The organism is Marinobacter persicus, assembly GCF_900114155.1.
GTDB lineage: Bacteria > Pseudomonadota > Gammaproteobacteria > Pseudomonadales > Oleiphilaceae > Marinobacter > Marinobacter persicus.
Genome location: NZ_FOSC01000013.1, coordinates 43,188 through 65,301 on the forward strand (window position 1 = coordinate 43,188; position 22,114 = coordinate 65,301).

General features: G+C 59.7%; 19 protein-coding genes. 7 read left to right on the forward strand and 12 right to left on the reverse strand.

Going from position 1 to position 22,114, the window contains the following annotated elements:
* Positions 1-5: 5 nt before the first annotated feature.
* Genes BMZ63_RS14085 through dksA form a run of 3 tightly spaced genes read right to left on the reverse strand, consistent with a single transcriptional unit; the run spans position 6 to position 4,319 of the window.
* On the reverse strand, positions 6-2,954 hold the full coding sequence (locus BMZ63_RS14085; protein WP_091706475.1) for an ATP-binding protein: 2,949 nt from the start codon (positions 2,952-2,954) through the stop codon (positions 6-8).
* The gene (gene gluQRS / locus BMZ63_RS14090; protein ID WP_091706477.1) at positions 2,944-3,834 is read right to left on the reverse strand and encodes a tRNA glutamyl-Q(34) synthetase GluQRS; all 891 of its coding nucleotides are present in this window, start codon (positions 3,832-3,834) and stop codon (positions 2,944-2,946) included. Before gluQRS ends, BMZ63_RS14085 begins: the two co-directional genes overlap by 11 nt.
* A gap of 44 nt (positions 3,835-3,878) precedes the next feature.
* A complete protein-coding gene (gene dksA, locus BMZ63_RS14095) occupies positions 3,879-4,319 on the reverse strand; it encodes an RNA polymerase-binding protein DksA (protein WP_091706479.1) in 441 nt (146 codons plus the stop codon).
* Positions 4,320-4,491: 172 nt separating this feature from the next.
* Between dksA and sfsA the strand changes: the two genes are divergently transcribed.
* A complete protein-coding gene (gene sfsA / locus BMZ63_RS14100; protein WP_091706481.1) occupies positions 4,492-5,223 on the forward strand; it encodes a DNA/RNA nuclease SfsA in 732 nt (243 codons plus the stop codon).
* A gap of 9 nt (positions 5,224-5,232) precedes the next feature.
* Here the strand turns inward: sfsA and BMZ63_RS14105 are convergent, their stop codons facing one another.
* Together BMZ63_RS14105 and BMZ63_RS14110 are read right to left on the reverse strand one after the other, a co-directional pair.
* Positions 5,233-5,616, reverse strand: coding sequence for a pentapeptide repeat-containing protein (locus tag BMZ63_RS14105; protein ID WP_091706483.1), 384 nt, complete (start codon positions 5,614-5,616; stop codon positions 5,233-5,235).
* A 35-nt stretch (positions 5,617-5,651) separates the two neighbouring features.
* The gene (locus BMZ63_RS14110) at positions 5,652-7,235 is read right to left on the reverse strand and encodes a bifunctional aminoglycoside phosphotransferase/ATP-binding protein (protein ID WP_091706485.1); all 1,584 of its coding nucleotides are present in this window, start codon (positions 7,233-7,235) and stop codon (positions 5,652-5,654) included.
* A 121-nt stretch (positions 7,236-7,356) separates the two neighbouring features.
* Here BMZ63_RS14110 and mrcB point away from each other — a divergent pair, with 121 nt between their 5' ends.
* Together mrcB and BMZ63_RS14120 are read left to right on the forward strand one after the other, a co-directional pair.
* Positions 7,357-9,663, forward strand: coding sequence for a penicillin-binding protein 1B (gene mrcB / locus BMZ63_RS14115; protein ID WP_091706486.1), 2,307 nt, complete (start codon positions 7,357-7,359; stop codon positions 9,661-9,663).
* A complete protein-coding gene (locus BMZ63_RS14120) occupies positions 9,663-10,247 on the forward strand; it encodes a tetratricopeptide repeat protein (RefSeq protein ID WP_091706515.1) in 585 nt (194 codons plus the stop codon). Before mrcB ends, BMZ63_RS14120 begins: the two co-directional genes overlap by 1 nt.
* A 163-nt stretch (positions 10,248-10,410) precedes the next feature.
* On the opposite strand, the gene hemL is transcribed toward BMZ63_RS14120, so the two are convergent.
* From hemL to BMZ63_RS14145, 5 genes are read right to left on the reverse strand one after another with little or no spacing between them, the layout of a single operon-like run.
* Positions 10,411-11,691 carry a glutamate-1-semialdehyde 2,1-aminomutase gene (hemL, locus tag BMZ63_RS14125; protein ID WP_091706488.1) on the reverse strand — a complete coding sequence of 427 codons (1,281 nt, stop codon included), beginning with the start codon at positions 11,689-11,691 and terminating at the stop codon, positions 10,411-10,413.
* Positions 11,692-11,702: 11 nt separating this feature from the next.
* Entirely contained in the window at positions 11,703-12,359 is a 657-nt protein-coding gene (thiE, locus tag BMZ63_RS14130) for a thiamine phosphate synthase (protein WP_177187095.1), read from the reverse strand.
* A complete protein-coding gene (thiD, locus tag BMZ63_RS14135) occupies positions 12,347-13,108 on the reverse strand; it encodes a bifunctional hydroxymethylpyrimidine kinase/phosphomethylpyrimidine kinase (protein WP_091706491.1) in 762 nt (253 codons plus the stop codon). The genes thiE and thiD overlap by 13 nt, the downstream gene beginning before the upstream one ends.
* Before the next feature lie 44 nt (positions 13,109-13,152).
* Complete coding sequence (gene hemJ, locus BMZ63_RS14140) at positions 13,153-13,575, reverse strand: protoporphyrinogen oxidase HemJ (protein WP_091706493.1); 423 nt, start codon at positions 13,573-13,575, stop codon at positions 13,153-13,155.
* A 3-nt stretch (positions 13,576-13,578) separates the two neighbouring features.
* Complete coding sequence (locus tag BMZ63_RS14145) at positions 13,579-15,354, reverse strand: chloride channel protein (protein ID WP_091706494.1); 1,776 nt, start codon at positions 15,352-15,354, stop codon at positions 13,579-13,581.
* 155 nt (positions 15,355-15,509) lie between these two features.
* Between BMZ63_RS14145 and argC the strand changes: the two genes are divergently transcribed.
* From argC to erpA, 3 genes are all read left to right on the forward strand, one after another.
* The gene (gene argC, locus BMZ63_RS14150; protein WP_091706496.1) at positions 15,510-16,547 is read left to right on the forward strand and encodes an N-acetyl-gamma-glutamyl-phosphate reductase; all 1,038 of its coding nucleotides are present in this window, start codon (positions 15,510-15,512) and stop codon (positions 16,545-16,547) included.
* A gap of 73 nt (positions 16,548-16,620) precedes the next feature.
* Positions 16,621-17,301, forward strand: a complete 681-nt coding sequence (locus BMZ63_RS14155; protein WP_091706498.1) for a DUF6776 family protein — start codon at positions 16,621-16,623, stop codon at positions 17,299-17,301.
* A 78-nt stretch (positions 17,302-17,379) separates the two neighbouring features.
* Complete coding sequence (erpA, locus tag BMZ63_RS14160; RefSeq protein ID WP_177187096.1) at positions 17,380-17,712, forward strand: iron-sulfur cluster insertion protein ErpA; 333 nt, start codon at positions 17,380-17,382, stop codon at positions 17,710-17,712.
* Positions 17,713-17,730: 18 nt separating this feature from the next.
* On the opposite strand, the gene BMZ63_RS14165 is transcribed toward erpA, so the two are convergent.
* The gene (locus BMZ63_RS14165) at positions 17,731-18,837 is read right to left on the reverse strand and encodes an anhydro-N-acetylmuramic acid kinase (RefSeq protein ID WP_091706502.1); all 1,107 of its coding nucleotides are present in this window, start codon (positions 18,835-18,837) and stop codon (positions 17,731-17,733) included.
* Positions 18,834-20,216, reverse strand: coding sequence for an OapA family protein (locus BMZ63_RS14170; RefSeq protein WP_091706504.1), 1,383 nt, complete (start codon positions 20,214-20,216; stop codon positions 18,834-18,836). The genes BMZ63_RS14165 and BMZ63_RS14170 overlap by 4 nt, the downstream gene beginning before the upstream one ends.
* Before the next feature lie 304 nt (positions 20,217-20,520).
* Here BMZ63_RS14170 and tyrS point away from each other — a divergent pair, with 304 nt between their 5' ends.
* Positions 20,521-21,723 carry a tyrosine--tRNA ligase gene (gene tyrS / locus BMZ63_RS14175; protein WP_091706506.1) on the forward strand — a complete coding sequence of 401 codons (1,203 nt, stop codon included), beginning with the start codon at positions 20,521-20,523 and terminating at the stop codon, positions 21,721-21,723.
* The last annotated feature ends 391 nt before the right edge of the window (positions 21,724-22,114 follow it).

Consider the following 22,114-nt stretch of genomic DNA (forward strand, 5'->3'; position numbering starts at 1 on the left):
GGGTGTTACAACCTTTCGTTCGGGCTGCTGGTACCGGTATCGGTTTGTGGCTCACAGGCTGGCAGGCGCAGCCTTACACAGGTGCCCCGGCCGGTTGTCGGGTCGGCGGGGCTTTCCACCTGAATATGGCCATAATGCTCTTCCACGATGCTGTACACCAGCGACAGTCCCAGACCGGTGCCTTTATTGGGAGCTTTGGTGGTGTAGAACGGCTCGAAGATGTGTTCCAGCTGGTCGGCCGGAATGCCGGAGCCGCCATCGATCACTTCGATAATAGCGGAGTAGCCGTCGGTATTTCCACTGATCAGCACGGTGCCACCCTCGGCAGAGGCATCCCGGGAGTTGGCCAGTAGGTTCACGAATACCTGGACCAGGCGCTGCTCGTCGCCCATTACCTGGAGGTCTTCGGGACACTCGTTGCGGTAGTGAATGCCCATGCCCTTGTCGCTGAGGGACAAAAGATTGATGGACTCCTCAATGCACCGGTGCAGGCTGACCGGCTCATACCGGTTGGCCTGGGCGTGGTTGCCGGTGCGGGCGAAGTTCATCAGCGATTGCAGAATGTTCGACACCCGGCGGGTTTGCTGCTGGATCTGCTCGGCGGTTTCCAGAATTTCCGGGTTGTCGGTTTCAAACTTGAGGTTTTGGGCCAGTGACGAGATGCCGGTGACCGGGTTGCCAATTTCATGGGCCACGCCGGCGGCCAGCCTCCCGACCGAGGCCAGCCGCTCACTGTGAATCAGCTCATCCTCCAGCAGGCGGGTTTCGGTTTGGTCTTCCACCAGGATGATAGAGCCACCTTCCGGATGATCCGGGCCACTGAGTGCCGCTTTGTGCAGGTTCAGCCAGTGGGGTTTGCCGCGCAGGTCCAGCCGGTGCTTGTGCCGGTGCAGTTCATCGCCCCGGTTGAAGTCGTCCAGCAGGGAATACCAGTGTTCCGGCAGGGCGGCCAGCCTGGCGCCCACCACCTCATCGGCGGGAATGCCGGTCAGGTCCTCGATGGCGTGGTTCCACATCAGGATTTCGCCGTCATCACCCACCGAGCAGGCGGGTATGGGCAGGTTCTGCAGGGTCTGCCGGTAATGCCTGCGCAGGTTGTCCAGTTCACCGGCCAGACCGGTCAGCTTGTTCTGATAATCTCCCAGAACCCGTTCCACGTAACGGATGTCCTGGCCGGCGTGCTCCCGGGTAACCGGCTTGAACCCCAGGTGCCGTTTGACGATATCCCGGGCAATGGAGGGGCCCAGCAAGCCGGAGAGGTTGACCTCGACCTGGTCGCGCAATCGGCGCAGCTGGTAAGGGCGAAACTCAACCGCCGGCAGGCGCAGTTGGGACAGCGCCCGCTCCACCTCGCGCCGGGCCACATGGGCGCCGAGCGGATCGGTGAGTTGCTGGATGAATTCGTTGGAGGAGGTGGCCTCCAGCTCCCGGCGTTGCGGGCGGGATAGGGTGCCGATCGAGCAGGACTGGGCGGCGCTGACTTCCTCCGGCGATGTGGGGGTGAGCAGCGACACCAGGATGAACACGGTGGCGTTGATGGACAGGCTGAAGAATGTCAGCAGATACCAGTTATCTTCCGAGGGACTGACCGGTAACCGCAGCTGGTAGAGCAGCTCGGTGGTGTAGGAAAACGGCAGCACCATGGTCAGCACCCACAGCAACAGCCCGGTAATCAGTCCGGCAACCAGCCCGCGCCGGTTACCATGGCGCCAGTAGATCACACCCAGGGCACCGGGCAGCAGTTGCAGGGTGCCGGTCAGGGAAATGGCGCCGAGCATTTGCAGGTCCAGATACTGGCCAATCAGTTCGTGGAACAGCAATGCGGTGAACAGGATGACCGCAATCAGCATGCGTCGCAGCCATTGCAGCCAGCGGTAGATGTCGGCCTGGTCGCGGGGAGTTTTCAGGGGCAGGACCACATGGTTAAGTACCATGCCCGACAGCGCCAGTGTGCTGACAATCATCAGGCCGCTGGCGGCCGATAGTCCGGCAATGTAAATCAGCAGCGCCAGGGGAGGCAGGCCCAGTGCCTGGCCAATGCCAATGGCGAAAAAGGCCGGAGGCACATTCACCGCCAGCGCCTGGCCACCCCAGGCGATCAGGGGAATGGGCAGGCCGACCAGTAACAGGTAAAGCGGCAACCCCCAGCTGGCTTTGGTCAGTCCTCGGGTGGGCGGGTTCTCGGCAAAGGTCATGTGGTACATGTGTGGCAGAACCAGTGCCGAGGCGAATGACATCAGCGCCAGGGCCCGCCAACTGCCATCCCCCCCGGGATTGATCGAGGGTTCGAAGGTGAACCAGCTTTGAAGGCCGCCAATCCCCCCGAGTACCGAGAAGACGATCACGCCGCCAAGCACCAGCAGCGCCACCATTTTGACCACCGAGTCGAAGGCGATGGCCAGTACCAGGCCCTCGTTATTGCCGGCATTGCGCTGGCCCCGGGCGCCAAACAGTATGGTGAACATGATCACCATCAGGCTGAACATGAAGGCGATGACTTTCGGGGAGGTTTCCGGTGCCATCAGGCTGGCGGACAGTGATACCGCCTGAATCTGCATGCTGAGCAATGCCAGGATCGCCGCCCCGGAGCAAAGAGTGACCAGTGTGCCGGCCCATTGGCTGCGGTAGCGGAAGGCGAACAAGTCAGCCAGTGAGGTCAGTTGATGGGCCCGGCTGATGCGCAGAATCGGGTTGAGTAACACCGGTGCCAGCAGGAAAGCGACGCTGATGCCGAGATAATAAGCGATGAAATCGTAGCCGGAGGCGACCGCCATGCCCACCGAGCCGTAAATGGCCCAGATGCCGGCAAACACCCCAAGGCTCAGGGTGTAAACCAGGGGATGGCGCACCCAGGTGCGCAGCCGGGTGCTTTGTTCGGTGGCCCAGGCAATGCCGAACAGCAGGACAAGGTAGGCGAAACTGGCCAGTAACAGGCCGGTGGCGTTAAACGTCATGGGTGTATTGCCGGGATGTCAGGGGAATGTGTTGGCGTTGCCAGTGTGCTTGTGCCCACGCCAGAACGCAGGCAACACTCTCGTTTGCCAGGCTGGCGGGTGGTTGCTGGCCGAGGGCCGACAGTGCTGCTGTCAGGTTGGCCGCCGGCCGGTTGTCATTGAGCGCGGGTGCATGGGTCTGTTTGCTCAGTTTCTGCCCCTTGTCATTGAGCAGTACCGGAACGTGCAGCCAGTGCGGTGGTTCAGCCCCCAGGGCCCGGTAGATCTGTTGTTGCTGTGCGGTCATGGGCAAAAGGTCAGAGCCGCGAACGACATGGGTGATGGCCTGGTCGATATCATCCACCACCACTGCCAGCTGGTAGGCGAAGAAACCTTCCTTGCGCAGCAGTACCGGATCATCCAGCTCTTCGTGCACCGCTTGGTGCTGCCAGCCCAACAGTTCATCGTGCCAGTGGCTTTGTTCATTGTGCAGGGCAAAGCGAACCGCGCAGGGAGTATCGCCCGTGGCCGGTGTGCCCTGCCGGCAGTGGGCCGGATGGTAGCCGCCACTGGCCTTCAGTTGTTTGCGTGAACAGCGGCAATAATAGGCCTTGCCCCGCCCGAGGAGTTGATCAATAGCGGCCTGGTAAGCGGCGTGGCGTTGGGATTGATAGCGAACGGGTTCGTCTGGCTGCAGGCCGTGGCGCTCAAGTGAGTGCAGAATCTGTCCGGTTGCTTCGGGTGGTTCACGCAGTGGGTCCAGGTCTTCAATGCGCACCAGCCAGTCACCACCGGCCGCTCGGGCCTCCAGCCAACTGGCAAGAGCGGTCACCAGGGAGCCGAAATGCAACGGTCCTGTGGGGGAGGGGGCAAAGCGCCCGCGGTACCGTGGTTGCTCCATAGAGGCTCAAAAGCCGGCCGCACTGGCAGCCGGCTGCGGTGGGATCAGATGCCGGTCTGGCGCTCGCGGATTTCCGCCAGGGTTTTGCAATCGATGCACAGGGTGGCCGTCGGACGGGCCTCCAGGCGACGGATACCGATTTCCACGCCGCACTGGTCGCAGAAGCCGTAATCGTCTTTGTCGATGCGGTCGATGGTCTTGTCGATTTTCTTGATCAGCTTGCGCTCGCGGTCACGGGTGCGCAGCTCCAGGCTGAATTCCTCTTCCTGGGTTGCGCGGTCGCTGGGATCCGCGTAATTTGCCGCATCTTCCTGCATGTGGTGCATGGTGCGGTCGACTTCTTCCATCAGTTCCTGCTTCCATTTCATCAGCAGGTCCTTGAAGTGCTGGAGCATCTCCGCACTCATGTACTCTTCACCCTTCTTCATTTCATAAGGGGTGAAGTCGGTAAAACGTTCGCGTGGATGTTCTGCAGTGTTTGCCATGTAACCCGGCCTCTTGTTTGTACTTCACAAGAACGCTTTGCTTCACCGCGCCGATGCTGCCATGCGCGGTTTACCCTGAATAAAGCATTCGTCCTGAAACGGGAATTGGCGGAAAATAGCAGATAAGTCACGAGGGTGCCAGCTTTGTGATGCTGACTTTAGTGGAGACAAGATGAACTTTCCCGAACCATTGCTACAGGGGCGGCTGATTCGCCGCTATAAACGCTTTCTGGCCGATGTGCGGCTGCCCGATGGCACGGAGGTGACGGCCCATTGCCCGAACACCGGCTCCATGCTCGGCTGCCAGCCGGAAAATGCACGGGTGTGGCTGAGCGACAGCAACAACCCCAAGCGCAAACTCAAGTACACCTGGGAACTGGTGGAAACCGGACCCGGCCAGCTTGCGTGTGTCAATACGGCCAGACCCAATGCCCAGGCACGAGAGGCTATTGAGGCGGGGCGGGTGCCGGAGCTCGCCGGTTACGATGGTTGCCGCAGTGAAGTGCGTTATGGCGAGGAGAAAAGCCGGATTGACCTGTTACTGTCTGGCCACCCGAGTCAGCCGGATGCCTGGGTGGAAGTGAAGAACGTGACATTGGCGGAGGGGCACGAGGGCTTTTTCCCGGATGCCGTCACCACCCGGGGGCAGAAGCATCTCCGGGAACTGATGGCCCAAGTGGCCAGGGGCGACCGGGCAGTCTTGTTTTTCGTGGTAAACCACACCGCCATCGAGGAAGTGCGACCGGCTGATCATATTGACGCCCGGTACGGCCAGTTGTTGCGTGAGGCGGTTGAAGCCGGTGTGGAAGTGGTTGCTTACCGGGCAGAGCTTGCCAGCGATGGCGGTGACCCCACTGGCCGGCTGGCCCTGGGAGAGCCAGTGCCGGTCAATCTGGTGCCCTGACCCCGGTGGTCAGCCGCCTGCCGGTGGCTTGGGCAGAATGGCGTAGCGCATGCGTGTGCCATGGTTCAGGGACATGACGATCTCATCGGCTTCCAGCCGGTGCGGAAAATAGCAGCCGGAGATCTTGGCGCTGGCAATGCTGGAGCCTTCCATGCGACTGCGGGAGAAGTCGATACCGCGCAAGTCGGCGCCCCGGAAATAGGCGTGGCGGAAGTCCAGGCCGGTGGCATCCAGTCCTCGCAGGTCCAGGCCCCGGAAGTCGCCGTGGGCGAAGCTCGGCAGCTCAGCCAATTCCGCCTTTTGCTGGTTAAATTTTTTGACCTCTTCGTTGCGCAGTATCTCGTACAACGGGTGATCAATGGTGTGCAGTTCGTGCTCGTGAAATTCGTCCATGGTCTGCTCCCTACCTGTGGTGTTTGTCCCGGCCTTCAGCCGTTATGCTCCGGCAGCCCCAGGTGCCGGCGGATGCGGTCGGCCACGGCCTCGGCCACATGCTCCTGATCGGTGTGCAGGTGGATGGTGTGGCTTTTTTCTTCGGCCGACAGTGGTTCAAACCAGCTTTGCTGGGCATCCAGCAGTTCCTCGGTGGCTTCCGAGGCATCGCCCTTGCGCTCGCGGATCCACTGCCGGCGCAGATTTTCCGGTGCCTCGCAGTGTAACAGCAGGAAGGGCACCCCCTGGCTTTCTGCCACTTCGGCAAACAGGGTCCGCTCTTCGTGCTTCAGGCAGGCGGCGTCGATAATCACCGATTGGCCGCTGGCCAGCAGTTGGCCTGCCCGGTCTGCCAGCGCCTGATAGGTTTTCCGGGTGGCTTCGGCGCTGTAGAGGTCGGTGCCCAGGCCGGATTTACTGTTTGCAAGCGGTGCAAGGCCATGCAGGCGCTTGCGCTCAACATCCGAGCGCAGGCGGATCAGGTTCAGTTGCTGGGCCATGGCGGCACTGACACAGGTTTTGCCGCTGGCGGACAGGCCGGTGGTGGCCAGCAGGTAACGGTTGGGGATCGCCTCACTGTCATCGGCTAGTTGGGCATAGGTGCGATAGCTCTGCATCAGGCCGGCTTTTTCTTCGTCACTCAGGCCCGGATTGCCCATGGTGAACAGGGCAATTTTGGCCCGCACCATGGCGCGATAGGCCTTGTACAGTGGCAGCAGAGCCAGGCCTTCGAAATCACCCCGGTATTCCAGGTAGGTATTGAGCACCAGGTTGGCCAGCCCCGGCTCGTTGCGGGATTCCAGATCCATCAACAGAAACGCCAGATCGTTGATCACATCAATGTAGCGGAAAGGTTCGCTGAATTCGATGCAGTCAAAAACGGTTACCCGGCCGTCGAATACGGTAATGTTCGCCAGGTGCAGGTCCCCGTGGCATTCGCGCACCATGCCGTTGGCCCGCCGGTCGGCGATCAGATCCCGCTGACGCTCGAAGGTGGTGCTGGTCCATTCTTCGAGGTTGTCCAGTTGCCTGAGCAGAGACGTGTCATCCAGTAACGGGCGAATCTGGTCGAAGTTTTCCTGCATGGCGGCGAAGACCGCTTCCGGGGTGCCCAGCGGTTTGTCATCGGCGATGGGCGGCAGGCTGTCGTGGAACTGTGCCGCCTGGCGGGCCAGGTCGGTCAATAGTTCCGGGGGCAGTTCACCGCGTTCCTGCCGCTTGTCGAACAGCTCGGCCTGCTCAAACTGGCGCATTTTGATGGCGTACTCGAACGGTTCGCCGCTGCCGCCGAGCATTGGTTGTTCCGGCGAGCCGGTAATGGGCAGTACTTCCAGATAAAGCTGTGGTGCCAGCCGCTGGTTCAGGCGCAACTCTTCTTCGCAGAAATGCTTCCGGCGCTCGAGGGTGGAAAAATCCAGAAAGCCGAAATCCATCGGTTTTTTAATCTTGTAGGCGTACTCGCCTGTCAGGATGACCTGGGAGATGTGGGTTTCGATAACCCGGAAATTGTCTACCGGGTGGTCGAACAAAGCCGGATTCTGCAGGGCCTGGATCAATGTTGCTTCGGCGTTGGCGCTCACTCATGTGCTCCTGGTTATCTGAACCTGTTGATTTTTATCGGCCTACTATAGCCGGCTGATTACAGAAATAACACAGAACAGACATGCCTCAGGGCCTGCCCGGTTCGTTATAATCCCGTTCATGACTCGATCCCGCTCCCCCAAGAAAAGAAAATCCGGCCGTAAACCCGCAGCCGGGCGCACGTTGCTCAGGTTACTGTTACGTACCGGTCTGCTGGCGGTGTTCCTGCTGGCGGGCTGGATGGTGTACCTGGACGCCCAGGTGACCTCCCGCTTTGAAGGCCGGCGTTTCGAGGTGCCATCCCGGGTGTATGCCCGACCACTGGAGTTGTACGAAGGCGCAAGCGTGAGCGCATCGGCGCTGGCACGGGAGCTGGAACTGGCCGGTTACCGACAGGGTGATGGCCGGCGTGCGGGCACCTACCGGCGCAGCGGTCGGGAATTTGTCATCAACACTCGCGGTTTTGAGTTTCCCGATGGTCATGAAGCGCGCCGGCGTTTGCGGTTAACGCTTGGGGATGGACAAGTGCGGTCGATGTCCGTTCTGGAGGGGCAGCGGTCATCCATTGTCCGGCTGGAGCCTGCCCATATCGGCGGTATTTATCCCGAGCACCGCGAAGACCGAGTGCTGGTGCAGCTGGAGGATGTGCCCCGGGAGTTGCTGGCCACCTTGCTGGTGGTGGAAGACCGGGACTTCTACGACCATTTCGGTGTGGCGCCAACCGCCATTGCCCGTGCCATGGTGGCGAACCTCAAGGCCGGGGGGATTGTCCAGGGCGGCAGCACCCTGACCCAGCAACTGGTGAAGAACTTTTTCCTGACCCGTGAACAGACCCTCGTGCGCAAGGCCAACGAGGCCCTGATGTCGATCCTGCTCGAACTGCACTATGACAAGAACGACATCCTGGAGACCTATCTGAATGAGGTTTACCTGGGGCAGGCCGGCAATCGCAGCATTCATGGTTTTGGCCTGGCCAGCCAGTTCTATTTTGGCGAATCGCTGAATGATCTGGCAGCGCACCAGATCGCTCTGCTGGTGGCGATGGTGAAAGGGCCCAGTTACTACAACCCACGGCGTAATCCGGGGCGTGCCACCGAAAGGCGCAACCTGGTGATCGGGCAGATGCAGCAGGCGGGGCTTCTGAGCCAGGCCGAAGCCAGTGCCGCCAGGGGCAGTGGTCTGGGCGTGACACCACGCCCTTCGTTCTCCGAAAACAGGTATCCGGCATTCATCGATCTGGTGCGCCGGCATCTGGCCCGGGATTACCGGGAGGAGGATCTGCAAAGCGAGGGACTGCGCATATTCACCACCCTGAACCCGACACAGCAGGAGGTGGCTGAAAAAACGGTGCGGGAGCAACTGCCGAGAATAACCGGTAACGATTCACTGGAAGCTGCACTGGTCGTCACCACCAAAGACAGTGGCGAAGTGCTGGCGCTGGTGGGCGGTAAAGACCCGCAGTTTGCCGGCTTCAACCGTGCTCTGGATGCGCGCAGGCCCATAGGTTCGCTGATCAAGCCGTTTGTTTATCTGACCGCCCTGCAGCAGCCGGACCGGTACACCCTGGTAACGCCGGTGCAGGATCGGGCTTTTGCCCTGGAGTTTGATGATGGCAGGCGCTGGCAGCCATCCAATTACGATGGCAAACAACGTGGTGAAGTGCCCCTGCACCGGGCCTTGTCCCATTCCTACAACCTGCCGGTGGTCAGGGTGGGCCTGGATGTGGGGATTCCGCGGGTACAGGAAACACTGCGGGCGTTTGGTGCGCAGGGCGCGATACCGGATTTTCCTTCCATGCTGCTGGGTACACCGGCACTCACACCGGTGGAGGTAGCGCAGGTCTATCAGGGGCTGGCAACCGGTGGATTCAACACCCCGCTCAGAACGATCCGTGACGTGACCAGTTCTGATAATGAACGTCTGTCACGGTACAACCTTGAAGTCCGCCAGGTGGCAGACGCTGCTGCCGTGCACCTGGTGCAATACGCCATGCAGGAAACCATGCAGGAGGGCACCGGCCGTTCCGCCTACAACTGGCTCCCGGATAGTCTGAGCCTGGCGGGTAAAACCGGCACCACGGACGACGGCCGGGATGCCTGGTTCGCCGGGTTCAGTGATAACCTGCTGGCCGTGGCCTGGGTGGGGCGGGATGACAACGGCCCGACTGCTCTGACAGGGGCAACCGGTGCCCTGCCGGTCTGGGCTTCAATGATGTCGGCAGTACCTCAGTACGGGTTTTCACCCGTGGTGCCCGATGGCGTGAACTATCACTGGGTAGACAGTGAGCGGGCAGCATTAACCAACGAATACTGCGACAATGCCCGCCTCGTGCCGTTTATTGCCGGCAGTGAGCCTGAACAGCGTGTTGAGTGTGAAGGCAATATTGGTGGCCAGATACGCAGTTGGTTTGAAGGATTGTTTCAATGATGAATAGACAGATCGCATTCCGTGCCGGTGCGCTGGCATTTCTGCTGGTGCTTGGTGGTTGTGCCACCGGCCCCGGCGGTGACGGGATTTACGCGCCGATGGGCGGCGATGACCGTACCCGTGCGCCGGAGCCGCCCAGGACAGACGCCGGGAAAGATGAGGCGGAGGAAAAAGTCTGGCGCAAAAGCGAGCAGCCACAGCAAGACGAAGACCCCCGGGAGGATGAGCGCCGGTCACCCAGCTACAGCGAAACGGGTTCGCAGTTGCCCGCAGCTGCTCTGTCGCTGGTGCGCGAGGGTGACCGGCGTTTGCAACAGGGTAATACAGCCGGTGCCATTGCCAGCCTGGAGCGCGCACAGCGCATTGCGCCCAGATCCGCAGAGGTCTACTTCAAATTGGCGGAGGCTTATGTGAGAAGCGATAACCTTGGCACGGCGGAGCAGTTTACCTTGAAGGGGCTGTCGCTGGCGGGAAACAACGAATCCATGCAGCGATCAGGTTGGAGGTTGCTGGCGGATATTCGCCGGGCACGGGGTAATGTGGCCGGGGCGGACCAGGCTGAGGCGCGGGCGAGGGCTTTGTAGGTCATTTTAAACAGTGGGGTAGCAAACAGGCGGGTAGGCCTTTCAAGAACTGTGCGGAGCCAGGGATGGCGGAGCTCAAGCGACACAGGGAGGTGCCGCAAGGAGCGTGTTCTGGAAAGGCCTACCCGCCTGTTTGCGCGGAGCACCGTGCTCCGCAGGATAATCACAGCGTAGCCATGACCTTCTTTGCGGCGGCAATGGTCTCGGCAATATCCTCATCGGACAGCGCTGCACAGACAAAGCCGGCTTCGAAGGCTGACGGCGCCAGGTAAATGCCTTCCTTCAGCATGCCCTGGAAGAACTGTTTGAAGCGCTCGGCATCGCAGGCCATGACCTGCTCGAAACTGCTGACCGTCTCGGCTTCGGTGAAGAACAGGCCAAACATGGCGCCGGCACTCTGTACCGTCATTGGAATGCCTGCCTCATCCGCAGCCTGCTTTAGTCCTTCGGTCAGCTTGCGGGTCTTGGCGGCCAGGGCGTCGTGGAAGCCTGGCTCGGAGATGGCGTTGAGCGTGGTCAGGCCGGCAGTCATGGCCAGCGGGTTACCGCTCAGGGTGCCTGCCTGATAAACCGGGCCCAGCGGCGAGATGTGCTCCATGATTTCCCGCTTGCCACCGAAGGCACCAACCGGCAGGCCGCCACCGATAACCTTGCCCAATGCCGTCAGATCCGGAGTGACTCCGTACAGGCCCTGGGCACCGCCGAGGGAGACCCGGAAACCGGTCATTACTTCGTCGAAAATCAGTACGGTACCGTGCTCGTCGCACACCTCGCGCAGTCCCTCCAGGAAACCGGGTACCGGTGGGATGCAGTTCATGTTGCCGGCTACCGGCTCAACGATGATCGCGGCCACCTGATCGCCAATGTCCTTGAACGTTTCCCGAACCCCGTCAATGTCGTTGTAGTTCAGCGTAATGGTGTGCTCGGCCAGGCTGGCGGGAATACCCGGTGAGTTGGGCACGCCCAGGGTCAGGGCGCCGGAACCGGCTTTGACCAGCAGTGAATCCACATGGCCGTGGTAGCAGCCCTCGAATTTCACGATCTTGTCCCGACCGGTGTAGCCACGGGCCAGTCGGATAGCGCTCATGGTGGCCTCGGTGCCGGAGTTGACCATGCGCACGAGATCAATGGACGGCACCAGTTCGCAGACCTTCTTGGCCATTTCGGTTTCGATGGCGGTAGGCGCGCCGTAGCCGATACCCAGATCGACCTGTGCATGCAGTGCCTGTTTGATGCGAGGGTCCGAGTGGCCGAGAATCATCGGGCCCCAGGAGCCAACATAATCGACGAAGCGCTGGTCGTCCTCATCAAAAAGATAGGCGCCCTCGGCGTGTTTGAAGAACAGCGGAGTGCCGCCCACGCCCTTGAATGCACGAACCGGGGAGTTGACCCCGCCGGGGATGTACTTTTGTGCCTGTTCAAACAGTGTTTCTGAATGGCTCACGGTAACTCCTGTCAGTCTGGAATTTTAAACAAGGGGTGATGTTTGGCGAACAGGCCCGTCAGCTGTCGGGCCCGCTGTTCGATGTCGTTGTCCGTACCCCCGAAGAGGCCACCCACCACGGCCAGCAAATCGGCACCGGCTTTGATCAGTGGCTCGGCATTATCTGCTGTGATGCCGCCAATGGCGGTTACTGGCAGCCCGAACGCCCGGCCCTGAGTCAGCACTGAAGGCTGGGCGGCGGGCGCACCGGGTTTGGTGCCTGAGTTGAAAAACCGGCCAAAAGCCAGGTAACTGGCTCCATTGTCGGCCGCTTCCCGGGCCAGGTCCAGCCGGTGATGGCAGGTGATACCAATGATGGCTTGGTCCCCCAGCCGTTTTCTGGCTTCCTGCAGGCTGCAATCGTCTTGCCCCAGATGCACGCCACTGGCATTCACCCGCTGGGCCAGGGCCGGGTCGTCGTTAATCAGTAACGGAACGCCAGCGTCCTGGCACAGGGCTGCCAGGTCACTGGCCTGGCGCAGTCGTTCGGCTTGCGTGGCGGTCTTGCTGCGGTATTGCACCAACACGGCACCGCCGCTCAGAGCCGCAGCAACCGATGCCAATAGCCTGTCCGGTGGTGTCAGCCTGTCATCGGTAATGGCATACAGGCCGGGCTTCAGCGTTCCCACAATATGCCCCGGTCCGGAACCAGTTGGCCCTTGCCGACTTGCAGCGCATGCAGCAGGGTACGATGCACGTAATTCTGGGCCTGGGATATGGCCGCCCTTGGTGACAGGCCACAGGCCCGACCGGCCGATATGGCAGCAGCCAGCGTGCAGCCAGTGCCATGGTATTCGTTGCTGCCCACACGCTCAACTTCCCAGACCATCGGCTCAGGGGCATGGTTGTACAGGGTGTTGATGATGTGAATGCCGGTGCCGTGGCCGCCAGTGGCCAGTACCGACTCGCACCCGCCACGCATCAGGTTGCCGGCGGCGGTGGCGCTGTCATCGCTGCCACCCAGCAGGGCCAGTTCCTCGCCGTTGGGCGTGATCATCTCGGCGCGGGGGAACAGCCGGGTTTTCATGGCCTTGATCAGTTGCTCGTCGGCCAGCTCACCACCGCCCGCGGCTTTGATCACCGGGTCGACAATCACCGGCAGCTGCGGGTGGCTGTCCAGAAACTCCATCAACACCTCGACCACCTCGGCATTGCCCAGGGCGCCGGTTTTTACCGCATGAATCGGCACGTCGTGCGCCAGGCAGGCCAGTTGCCGGCGGATCAGCTCCGGCGCCACGGCCTCGGCGCCTTCCACATTGCTGGTGTCCTGTACCGTCAGGCAGCTGAGTAACGGCAATGGGTGTGCGCCGAGTGATGTGATGGCCTGAATGTCGGCCTGGATGCCGGCGCCACCGGACGGATCAAGCCCGGACAGCACCAGAACATGGGGGCGGGTAAAATGCTTGTTAATGACGAGCCTCCTCAGAAAGGTCTGACAACCGCCAGGATGACAACGGCCAGCAGAATCAATACCGGCAGTTCGTTGAACCAGCGGTAGAACACGTGGCTTCGGGTGTTCCTGTCATCCCGGAATACCTTCACCAGGTGGCCGCAGTAAAAATGGTAGGCAATCAGGATGCCGACCAGTAACAGTTTGACGTGCAGCCAGCCCTGGCTGAAATAACCGGAGACATTGTAACTGATCAGCCAGACGCCAAAAATGACGGTGGCGATCATCGAGGGGGTAGTGATACCGCGGTAGAGCTTGCGCTCCATGATTTTGAAGCGCTCACGGCCGGGCTGGTCTTCACAGGCGGCGTGATAAACGAACAGACGCGGTAGATAGAAAATGCCGGCAAACCAGCAGACCATGGAAATAATGTGGAAGGCTTTCACCCAAAGCATGTATCAGCTCCGTCGGTATTGGTAGTAACTCTCGATATCGGATTTAAGTACCACGCCGTACACGCGCTGGATCATCGGTGCGACGTGTCTTTGTACGTAGAGCGCCTCGGCCCGGGTACTGTCGAATTCGTTCAGGGCCTCTTCCAGGGTGGCCTGGTACTGGACCGGGGCCAGATCACGCCGGTTGGCCGGAATGGCCAGCAAGTCTACCTCGGTGGGTGGTTCTTTGCCTTCCTCTTTGCTTTCTTTCTCGCAATCTTCCAGGTAACGGGCCAGGTCGACCGCGGGTAGCAAAGCCGTCGGCCCCTGCTCGCCCTCAATCAGGATCCACTTGGGTTCGGCTTTCAAGGCCTTCCGCGCTTCCTCCACTGTCAGTTGCCGGTCGGAGCGCATGATGCTGCGGTCCATGATGGCGCCGACGGAAACCCGGCGCAGGGCCTGGATCACCGGCGAGTTCTGGTAGCTCAGTCCCTGGTTTTTCAGGATCGTCAGGAACAGTGACTTTTTGCCGAAGGCCTCGCTGGTGACCAGGCTGGCGGTAGTGATGATCAGCATGCCCGGCAGGATAATATTGGGGTTGCGGGTCAGCTCCATGAGGGCCATCAGGGCTGCAAGAGGGGCCTGCAGAATGGCCCCCATCATCGCGCCCATGCCCAACATGGCGTAGAAGCCTACCGAAGAGGCGTGCTCCGGGAGTATCTGAGCGCCAACCAGCCCCATCGCTCCGCCCAGGGTGGCGCCCATGAAAATGGTTGGGCCAATCACGCCGCTGGGCATGCCCAGACCGATGGTCATGGCGGTTACAACCAGCTTGGCGATGCCCACGCCCAGCAGCAGCCAGAAGCCGAGCTCACCATGGATGGTATCGCTCACGGTGTCGTAGCCGATGCCCATGGTTTCGGGTACCGCCAGGGCAAACGGTACCATCAACAGTCCGGCGACGGTGATCCGCAGCAGCACTGGTCGATGGCTGTAACGGCCCATGCGATCAACCAGGTGGATAAACCCGGCGGCAGCGATGCCAATGATGACCGCAATCACCAGTATCCAGGGAATCTCCAGAAGGGAGTTCATGGTCAGGGCCGGTACGCTGAAGGCCGGCTCCGATCCGTAAACCGCCTGGGTGACCACTGCGGCACTAACCGCCGCCAGAATGATGGGGGTGAAGCCAGCGATGGTGTATTCCATCATCACCACTTCCATGGCGAAGATGACGCCGGAAATCGGAGTGTTGAAGGATGCGGAAATGGCGGCGGCACAGCCACAGGCGACCAGGGTGCGAATGCTGTTATTGGGCAGGCGCATGCGCTGGCCCAGCAGGCTGGAAAAGGCGGCGCCCAGGTGCACCGCCGGGCCTTCACGGCCGGCAGACTGACCGGTGACCACGGTGGTCACGCCGGCAACAAATTGCACCATGGCACTTTTGAAGGAAATGTAACCCTGGTGATAGTTCAAGCGCTCCATAATGTGCACCACGCCCACCTTGCGGTGATGCACGGACAGCCGATGTAACAGGATGCCCAGGCCGATAGCGCCAGCCAGCGGCAGAAGCCCCCGGGTCAGCAGATCAAGCTGTTCAAAGTTCTCCGAACTGTTGCCGGGCAGGAAGTATTCCAGTGGCCACTCGATGGCCAGGCGAAAAAGCAGGATCACCCCGCCGGTTACCAGTCCGGAGAGAAGACCAAGGATTGCCAGCTGTGGCAGAGCGTCCACTCCGGAGAGCTTGCGCCGGAAAACGGGGATCAGGTTTTCGGTGAACTGTTGCCTGATGTTGCGCATGAATGCGAGCTTCCGGTTACGTTGGCGGGCGGTACAGACAGCTTCCGGCCCATTGTAGCCCTGCCCTGCAAGGGTGCAATAAGTCATTGCCTTAACATGCTAAACTAGTCGCAAATTCTGGTTTTACCACGTAGACAGACAGGTTGGAGAGAACAGTGATCAAGATAGGCATTGTCGGCGGTACCGGTTACACCGGTGTTGAGCTGCTTCGTATACTGGCGGTACACCCGGAAGCTCAGGTGCAGTGCATTACCTCGCGCTCAGAGGCCGGGGTGCCGGTGGCCGATATGTACCCCAACCTGCGCGGGCATTTTGATTTGGCCTTTTCCGAGCCGGATCCGGCCGTTTTGGCCGGCTGCGATCTGGTGTTTTTCGCCACGCCCCATGGCGTGGCCATGCGCATGGTGCCGGAGCTGATGGCTGCCGGAGTGCGGGTGGTGGATCTGTCCGCCGATTTCCGCATCAAGGACCTGGACACCTGGGCCCGCTGGTATGGCATGCCCCATGAAGCACCGGAGTGGGCCGCCAATGCAGTGTACGGCTTGCCGGAAGTGGCTCGCAATGCCATTCGGCAGGCTCAACTGGTGGCCAACCCAGGGTGTTACCCAACCGCTATTCAGCTTGGCTTCCTGCCGTTGCTGGAATCGGGATTGGTGGATGCCAGCCGGCTGATTGCCGATGGCAAGTCCGGCGCCAGTGGCGCCGGCCGTCAGGGTAAAATCGGCATGTTGCACGGCGAGGTCGGCGAAAGCTTCAAGGCGTATGGAGCCTCCGGGCATCGCCACCTGCCGGAGATTCGCCAGGGGCTGGCAGCCGCTGCCGGGCAGCCGGTAGGGGTAACGTTTGTGCCGCATCTGGTGCCGATGGTTCGCGGTATCGAGGCCACGCTTTATGCCGAGCTGACGACTGCAGATGACTTCGAGCGTTTGCAGGGGTTGTATGAAGATCGGTACCGGGACGAACCGTTTGTGGATGTGATGCCTGCTGGCAGTCATCCTGAAACCCGCAGTGTGCGGGGTGCCAACCATTGCCGCATGGCGTTGCATCGCCAGGAAGACAGCAAAACCGTGATTGTCACCTCGGTCATCGATAACCTGGTGAAAGGCGCGGCGGGTCAGGCCGTTCAGAATATGAACGTGATGTTTGGACTGGACGAAACGCTGGGCCTGAAGGCCCCGGCGTTGTTGCCTTGAGGCCCGGGGAGTGACGGAACAGCATAGCCCCGCGACGGGCTCACAAGCCAACCAGTGCCGCCGGCGTACTATTTTGTGGGCATCGGCCTGTGCGCTGGCCGCTGGCCTGGCTGGTTACGCGGCGGGGCTGCAGAAACAGGGACAGCACCTGAATTCAGTTGAGGCTGACAAGGAGCGGTTGCTGCAGGAAGTGGCCGACCTTCGTGAGCGCCACTATGAGCTTCGCCTGGAGGCAGCCCGGCTGGAAAGTGAACAGGCGGTTGATGCCCAGGCGTTATCGGAGGCGCGCTCCACCATTGCCGGCCTGGAGCAGCGCAATGCCGAGCTGGAATCCGACCTCGGTTTTTATCGCAGTATCATGGCGCCTTCCGATGCTGAAAAAGGGTTTCAGGTCGACAGTTTCGGTGTGCGTGCCACCGGGGATGGCAGGGTGTGGGATTATTCCCTTGTGGTCACCCAGGTGGGTAACAATGACCGTTTCCTGTCAGGTCGTATTGAAATGACGGTTATTGGCCGGAGTGAAGGGGAAACCCGGACTCTGGCACTGCCCGAACTGGCTGATGACGTGGAAGAGGGAGGCATCAAGTACCGGTTCCGCTATTTTCAGAGCGTGGATGGGCAACTACGCCTACCGGAAGGGTTTGACCCGGAGCAGGTTCGGTTACAAGTGAATGCCCGTAGTGGTGGAGAGCCCTTATTGGATGAAACCTGGAAATGGTCTGAACTGTTGCCGGTTGGGCAATCGAATAGTTGATTGTTTTAGTCAGGAATACCATAATCGTCGACAGATCAAATCTGCCGGAGGCAAAACTTGAGTGTAGTCCAGCAACAAATGGCGGCGCCGTTTTTCTTCAGTGATAACGCCGTGGCCAAAGTACGAGAACTGGTTGAGGAAGAGGAAAACCCGGACCTCAAACTGCGTGTGTTTGTCACAGGCGGTGGTTGTTCCGGTTTCCAGTATGGTTTCTCGTTCGATGAGAATCAGGAAGAAGACGACACCGTCATTGAACGTGACGGCGTCAAGCTTCTGGTGGATGCCATGAGTTACCAGTACCTGGTAGGTGCCACCATTGATTATCAGGAGGGGCTGCAGGGCTCCCAGTTTGTTGTCCAGAATCCCAACGCGACAGCCACCTGTGGCTGCGGCAGTTCTTTTTCTATCTGATCTTGACGGTGGCCGGCCTCAGGCCGGGTAAATGGCGCCCAGCACTCTTGCTCCCCGGGCGCCAGTCACCGATGGCAGGTTGCCGGGCAGGCCCAGCAGAGTTTGTCGGGCCAGCCAGGCAAAGGCCACCGGTTCGACCCATTGTGGGTCCAGACCGATCTCCGCCGTGGTTTTCAGCATGCCTGCGGGCAATCCTTTCTCCAGCTCTTCCATTAGCAGTGCGTTGAATGTGCCGCCGCCACAGGCGTAGACGGCCAGATTTCCGGATCGCTCCGGCAGTTGCTGGAGTATCGAGTTGACGGACAATTGCAGCAGGGTTCTCTGCACATCTTCGGCGGGCAGCTCGTCAAATCGTTGCAAGTGAGTGCTGATCCAGTCCAGGTTGAAACGTTCCTTGCCAGTGCTTTTCGGTGCGGGCTTTACGAAGTAAGCGTCTGACTGGAGGTCTTCCAGAAGCTCGGTGTTTACCTGGCCCTCCCGGGCCCACTGGCCATTCTGGTCATAGTGTTTGCCGGTTTGATCAAAACACCAGGCGTCGACCAGCGCATTGGCCGGACCGGTGTCAAAACCGATCACGGGTTGGTGGATGTCGGCCGGCAGCCAGGTCAGGTTGGCGATACCGCCGAGATTCAGTATACAGCGGTCCTGGTTTGGCGAGCGAAACAGCCACTGGTGGAACGCTGGTACCAGAGGGGCACCCTGGCCGCCCGCTGCCAGGTCCCGGCGACGAAAGTCCGCGACGGTGCAAAGGCCGGTCGCCTCCGCAATAATCGCGGGGCAGCCGATCTGCATGGAGAATGGTGCGCTGCCCGCCGGTTGATGACGGATGGTCTGGCCGTGGCTGCCAATGGCTTCGATGCTGCTGCGGTCTATCCCCGAGGCGTCAATCAGCTCATTGGCGGCTTGGGCAAAATGTTGGCCGGTCAGGGTGTCAAGCTCGCCAAGTTCGTCCGGGTCCGCGTGGTTGCGTACGGCATTGAGCAGGCGTGAGCGTAACTGCTCCGGATAAGGCAGGGACAGGCTGGCGTGCATGTCCAGCTGTTGGTCGGCAAAGGATACCAGCACGGCATCAACCGCATCCATGCTGGTACCGGACATCAGGCCAAGCCAGTAGCTCTGACTCATTCGTTGTCAGCCAGTGCCAGCTGAGTGGTCTCGCGGAACACGTTGAACTGGGCCAGACGCTGTTCGGTTAACTGTTTGAACCGGGCCAGTTCCGAGGATGGAATGGGCTTTGCGTCCGGTAGCTTCACCGTGCGGGAGTTCTTTGCCACGCCGTTAACCCGGAATTCATAGTGCAGATGCGGGCCGGTGACCATGCCCGATGAGCCCAGATAGCCAATGGTCTGGCCTTGTTTAACACGAGTACCGTTGCGAATGCCCTTGGCAATGCCGCGCATGTGAGCGTACAGCGTAGTGATGTTGTCGCCATGCTGCAGTACCACGGTGCGGCCGTAGCCGCCTTTCCAGCCGGCAAATTTCACCCGGCCGCTGCCGGCTGCTTTGATCGGCGTGCCCGGAGGGGCGGCATAGTCCGTGCCTTCGTGGGGACGAACTACGTCAAGCACCGGGTGGCGGCGCTGCAGATTGAAAGGTGAAGACACCCGGGCGTTAATCGGAACGCGCAGGAATGCTTTGCGCATGCTTTTGCCTTCCGGGGTGTAGTAATCGGACTCGCCATTGCTGTCGGTATAAAGCAGCGCGACGTGTTCACTGTTCCGGTTGATGAATCGGGCAGAGAGAATCTGGCCGGTTTTGAATTTTTTGCCGTCTATAAAGAGTTCTTCGTAAACCACTTCGAAGCGGTCACCCTTGCGAACGTCATATACAAAGTCTACTTCCCAGCCGAAGATGCCGGCCATTTCCATGGCCAGGCGATCATTCAGTCCTGCTTCCTTGGCGGCCAGGTACAGTGAACCGTCGATTTCCCCGGAGGCAAAGGCCGGGCGTGCTTCCGGTTCACGAACGACGGTTTCGCCCTGGAAGCCCTGGTCGGTTTTGGTGATCTTCAGGGATTCAAGCAGGCTGCGCTGCAGCTCAATGGCAGCCAGTTCGCCATCGCCATTCGTGCCAAAGCGAATGGTTTCTCCGGCATAGAGCTTTTGCAGATTTTCCGCATCGCCCTCGCCGTGGATCACTGACAACATGATGCCGTCGTTGAAGCCGGCCTGTTTGAACAGCGAGGAAAGGGTGTCTCCGGAAGCAATCTCAAACTCTTGCCAGTTGATTTTCGGCCCCGCTGGTTCAGCGGCTTTTTGTGCATCAGGTCTGGTTGCCTGCCCTTCATGGCCCGCGGCGGGGGTGTCGTTTGCTGAGCGTGCATGCCCCTCATCCAGTGCGGGCAAATCCCTGCCTTCTATGGAACCGTTGCCATCCAGTTCGATGGCATAAGACATGCGTTTGGCTTCAACATCAGAGCTCGGGCTCATCAGAACGGCGGTGCCAATAATGGCGGTGGCCGCCGCAGCCAGCGTAATGTGTGTCTTGGAAAAGTTGTTAAGCACGGAGCTCACCCATTTTTGATCGATACACCAACAGGTTGTGAAGCTTAGTTAACACGCCTGTTTAATTGTAGACCAACAGACTACCGTATATGACAAATTCAGGACAGGCTTCAACATTACGGTTGCCTGTCGCCAGCGGTCGAATAACCGGGGCGGAGGCTGTTATAATCCCGCGCCTTATCTTATTCGCTTGGCCATAAGCTGGCCACTCATACTTTACCAAGAGTTTGCCGGAGTGCGTGGGTGTGTGTCGCAAATTCACGCATGGGTTCGGTCTGACGGGTTCAACTGGGGACACATTTTCATGGCATCTATCGATGAAGCGCTGGCGATCATCAAACGGGGTATCGACGAGCTGATACCGGAAGAGGATCTGGTGGAAAAGCTGAAGGAAGGGCGGCCGCTCAGGATCAAGGCCGGTTTTGATCCCACCGCGCCGGATCTTCATCTTGGCCATACCGTGCTGATCAACAAGCTGCGGCAGTTCCAGGACCTGGGGCACGAAGTGATCTTCCTTATTGGCGACTTCACCGGAATGATTGGTGACCCAACGGGTAAAAGCGCCACCCGTCCGCCTTTAACGGAGGAAGAGGTAAAGCAGAATGCGATTACCTATAAAGAGCAGGTCTTCAAAATTCTGGATCCAGCCAAAACCCGGGTGGTATTCAACTCTGACTGGATGAGCAAGATGGGTGCGGCCGATATGATTCGCCTGGCCGGTCAGTACACCGTTGCCCGCATGCTTGAGCGTGACGACTTTACCAAGCGTTATCGTGCCGAGCAGCCGATTGCCATTCACGAGTTTCTGTACCCGCTGGTGCAGGGCTACGACTCGGTGGCCCTGGAGGCAGACGTTGAGTTGGGGGGCACCGACCAGAAATTCAATCTTCTGATGGGCCGCATCCTGCAAAAGCATTACGGTCAGAAGCCGCAGGCCATCATTACTGTTCCGATTCTGGAGGGGCTGGATGGTGTCCAGAAAATGTCCAAGTCCCTGGGTAACTATGTGGGAGTCAATGACTCGCCGGGCGAGATGTACACCAAGTTGTTGTCCATGCCCGATGAGCTGCTTTGGCGCTACTTTGAATTGCTCAGCTTCCGTCCTCTGGCTGAAATTGAAACCTTCCGCAAAGCGGTAGAGGGTGGCGCGAATCCTCAGGACTACAAGAAGGTGCTTGCCGAAGAGCTGATTACGCGCTTCCATGATGAAGAAGCGGCGAAGAGTGCCCACAAATCGGCGGGTAACCGGGTTGCCCTGGGTGAAATCCCCGAAAACGTGCCGGAAGTGGAGGTGGCTCTGGAAGGGCAGTCGGAAATGCCGACCGCTTCGGTGCTGCGCCTTGCAGGTCTGGTGAAGAACGGTGCGGCAGCGAAGGATGTGTTGAAGCGCGGTGCTGTCTATATAGATGGTCAGAAGCTTGAAGGGAATCGTATGTTTGTGGCCGGAGACCAGTGTGTGATTCAGGCGGGCAAGAAGAAGATCGCCCGGGTGACGATTGTCGGCTGAGTAAGGGAGTTTTTACGGTCTTTCGAACTTTTTTCAAAAGGCCGTTGACAGGAAATCTGCGGTCTGTAGAATGCGCATCTCGCTTGAGGCACGCCCCGGATTGCGGGGGTGGTGAGAGCGAGTTAACCGCTTGAAAGTTTTAGAGAAAGACGATTTACAGATTCTTTAAAATAGCGGTTGACAGGGTGCGAATTCGCTGTAGAATGCGCACCACTTCTGAGGGGGTCAGCCACGGCGGCTTCCTGGGGAGGTTGGCCACTTTGGTCTTGAGGGATTTCGGTTTTAGGCGCTTGAGTCGCTTCGAAAAATCTTCAAAAAAGTGGTTGACAACAGCGAGGCGGGATGTAGAATACGCAGCCTCGATTGAGCAGCAGCTCAACGCTCTTTAACA